This window comes from Mesotoga sp. HF07.pep.5.2.highcov, from assembly GCF_003666285.1.
Lineage (GTDB): Bacteria > Thermotogota > Thermotogae > Petrotogales > Kosmotogaceae > Mesotoga > Mesotoga prima.
On record NZ_JFHJ01000378.1, the window covers coordinates 1 to 2503 of the forward strand.

The following is a 2503-nucleotide window of genomic DNA, read 5'->3' on the forward strand; positions in this document are numbered from 1 at the left end:
CAGTCTAAGAAACATGGCACCTATATTATATCACTATAACTAAATACAAGTCAAGTACTAACAAAATGACAAGCAAACACACATGGCACCGCATTTCAAAAACGATTTAAATATCTACAACGAACTTATGCACCTTTCAGAACTTATTCCTACTATTTATTCTCTTTTGCTGTCAAAGTTGAGCGTAAGCGAATTGTGTGGGGAGATCGGCTCTGCCATGAAGCTCTCTCAGTCGCAGATAAACGTCCTGAAAAGAGCCGGATATTTGCATGACATAGGTAAGATCGTACTCGACGAAAGCATCCTTTCTAAGGATACTTACACGGCTTTGACAGAGGAAGAAAGAGAGAAGATAAAGCAACACTCCATTGTTGGTTATCGAATTTTGAATCTCTTCGACGAAACCTTAGACATTGCCGAGTACACTTACAGCCATCACGAAAGGTGGGATGGAAGCGGCTATCCGAGAGGTCTTAAGGGTGAGCAAATACCTCTGATATCACGGATAATATCCATAGCGGGAGCCTACGATCGCGTAATGAACAGGGTGGAGGGCACGTTAGAAGAAAAGAGGGAAGCTGCGTTAAAGGTGATAAGAGAAGACGCCAGAAAGCAATTCGACCCGAATATCGCCAGGTTGTTTATTCAAATGATGGACGGAAAGAACGCTTAGGCGAAATGAAAAGCCTGTATTCTTGAACTAATGATGATGCGTAGATTCACCAGATCGTACAGATGGTGATCTGATTTTTCGGAAGAAAGTCCCTAATCAAGAGAATCCCGATCCACTTACGGATTGCACCGTCTTGATGCAGTGACATATCACGAGGGCGACAGACTCTCCTCTGATACAACTCAAGAACAAGGACTCACCTAGAAAGCTTAATTGTGATTCTGCTGGTAAGGGCCTGCTAGATGCAGAACGGCAAGTCTCGTTTTGGACAGTGGCTTGAAGCTGCTCCGCCTTCGGAAGGTCAACTCAGTTCGATTCGAAAGTGAATCCCGATTCAGTTATCTGCACACAGGCGGAAACAACATCTCGATCGTACAGAACTCCGGCATTCTTTTTCATTTCAGAGAGCGCCTCCACAAAACTAAGGTGCGAACAAGCACGAGAGCAGAACCACAACTTCATATAAAGGCTTTTCGGATTTGCAACACCGTTTTTCTCGAAAAGGATTGGTTGAAATGTGGCTACAAATCCCGATCAGGCGTCTATGAAGTTAAAGAACGCATCGAGCGTAGTGGTCATCTCCGATCTTCTTCATAGGGGGTATCTCGAGTGAACAAACCTCTTTGGCGAAGGGGCATCGTGGGTGGAAGCGACAGCCGTTCGGCGGATCGATCAGAGAGGGTATATCTCCTCCCGTAATGAGCGGTTTTCGTTTTAGACCCGTTTCTGGGGCCGGTGCCGCCGATTTAAGAAGCTTTGTGTAAGGGTGGAAAGAGTTCGTAATTATCTCTTCTGCAGGACCGATTTCCATGATCATTCCCGCATACATGACGATTATCCTGTCGCTCATGTATCTGGCGCCTGCCAAATCGTGAGTGATGTATATGAATGAAACTCCATGGCTTTCTTTGAGACTTAGCATCATATTCATTATGCTCATCCTGTTTGACACATCCAGCATTGAGGTTGGCTCATCGGCCAGTATAAGGTCCGGTTCGACGGCAAAGGCACGGGCTATGTTGACCCTCTGCCTCTGTCCACCGGAGAGCTCGTGGGGGAACTTCCTCTTGAACTGATCGGGGGGTTCAAGGCCTACCTGTGTCAATGTGCTGTCGACCTTTTCACTGACGGCCTTCCTGTCCTCGGCAATCCTGTGAATAACGAAGGGCCGTTCCATGATTCTACCTATTGTGCGCGTCGGGTTCAGCGCCCCGAATGGATCCTGAAAGATCATCTGAACTCTCTTGTGATACTTTAGTTCTTCTGTGCGAGTCATTTTGCCGCTCAGCTCTCTGCCTTCGAAGACTACGCTCCCCTCTGTTTGTCTGTATATACGTGATATCACGTTAGCCGTCGTGGTCTTTCCACTGCCGGACTCTCCGACAATCGCCAGGACTTCGCCGCTTCTCAGAGAGAACGATATGTCGTCCATTGCGTGAACAAATTTGCCGTGTCTCCTCAGTGAGTTCACGGGAAAGTGTTTTCTTACTCCCTCGAGGACCAGAATGTCGCCGCTCACAGGTTTTCAGCTCCTTTGTGCAGGAAACACGCTACACTGTGCCGAGGGTCCACTTTTTGAAGAGCCGGGCAGGACTTTTCGCAAATGTCCATTGCATGAGGGCAGCGTGGATGGAACCTGCAACCTTCAGGCGGATTTAGAAGGTCGGGCGGTTTTCCCTCTATCCCGCCCATTCTGGTAATCTTGCCAGTGAGGGATGGAAAGGAGTTCATGAGTCCTATTGTGTAGGGGTGGAGCGGCATGTTGAACAACTCATCGGAGTTGCCGTACTCCACTATCTTGCCTGCGTACATTATTGCGAGAGTGTCGCT

The 2503-nt window shown here is 47.8% G+C and carries 3 protein-coding genes; 1 reads left to right on the top strand and 2 read right to left on the bottom strand.

Features of this window, described 5'->3' with window-relative positions; translation table 11 throughout:
- The first annotated feature begins 127 nt into the window (after positions 1–127).
- Positions 128–673 carry an HD-GYP domain-containing protein gene (locus BG32_RS08140; protein ID WP_259459616.1) on the top strand — a complete coding sequence of 182 codons (546 nt, stop codon included), beginning with the start codon at positions 128–130 and terminating at the stop codon, positions 671–673.
- A 550-nt stretch (positions 674–1223) separates the two neighbouring features.
- Here the strand turns inward: BG32_RS08140 and BG32_RS08145 are convergent.
- Positions 1224–2192: an ABC transporter ATP-binding protein gene (locus tag BG32_RS08145; protein ID WP_006487582.1), complete on the bottom strand. Its 969-nt coding sequence runs from the start codon at positions 2190–2192 to the stop codon at positions 1224–1226.
- On the bottom strand, positions 2189–2503 hold a 315-nt coding region (locus tag BG32_RS08150; protein WP_147434890.1), incomplete at its 5' end, for an oligopeptide/dipeptide ABC transporter ATP-binding protein. The genes BG32_RS08145 and BG32_RS08150, both read right to left, overlap by 4 nt.

Coding starts and splice junctions, on each gene's coding strand:
- BG32_RS08140 (WP_259459616.1), top strand. CDS start 128: ATGCACCTTTCAGAACTTATTCCTACTATTTATTCTCTTTTGCTGTCA.